This window comes from Alcanivorax sp. HI0044 (assembly GCF_001634945.1).
This window is the reverse complement of the sequence record NZ_LWEZ01000351.1, coordinates 1-728: the sequence shown is the minus strand read 5'-3', so window position 1 is coordinate 728 and position 728 is coordinate 1. Positions and strand designations below refer to the sequence as shown.

Sequence of the window (728 nt, the reverse complement as noted above, 5' to 3'; positions counted from 1 at the left end):
GCGCTTCTTCAATAATCTGCTCGAGACTGTGTGACACACCCGAGCCCAACTGACTGCTCTGTTTCATCAATACCACGTAGCTGCGCAATACCGGAATCCGTTTGTTCTCCCCCAATTCCTCCAGGGCCTGGCTGCGCTCTGCGCCGGATTTCATCAGTCGGTTAAAGCGGTCGATACGGGTAATCAGAATCGGCAACAAGGGCCGCCCCTGCACGCCGATAATGCGCAGCACCCGTTCCAGAGAGAGCCCCGCTTCCATCAACATTCGCGTCAGGTGGCACAGCTCCACCGCCTCCAGATTCTGGCGCATTTCTGCCTGCGCCCCCATGGTGCGAATCATTCTACGCGGNAGGATAAAACCACCAGCGGACGCCACCAGACCACCCAGAGCGCCAAAGAAAACAAATCCAATGATTGCCACGAACACCGGCAAAAACCAGCAAGACAACAGGTAAATAACCTGGGATTGTTCCCGGGTTTTGCCCATGCCTTTCAGCGCAACGCGAATATCCTCATAGTCACTGGCGGCAAGGGACGACTCGGTCAGCGCTCCGGACAAACGCCACAACCAGAAACCGCCATCATCGCTTTCTGTGTGAGCGCCTGAGGTATCGTTCAGTCGCGCATGAACCCGCGCTCGCATTTCCCATTCACGGGCCTTGAACAACAGCAACCNCAAGGCGATCGCCACCAACACTATCGACACGGCCAGCAGCAGATTATTCACG

1 protein-coding gene is annotated in these 728 nt (G+C 56.3%); it reads right to left on the bottom strand.

All coding sequences use genetic code 11. The annotated features are described in order from the left end of the window. Positions 1 to 728, bottom strand: a 728-nt coding sequence (locus A3730_RS04300; protein ID WP_231883844.1) for a type II secretion system F family protein, incomplete at both ends; no start/stop codon positions are given.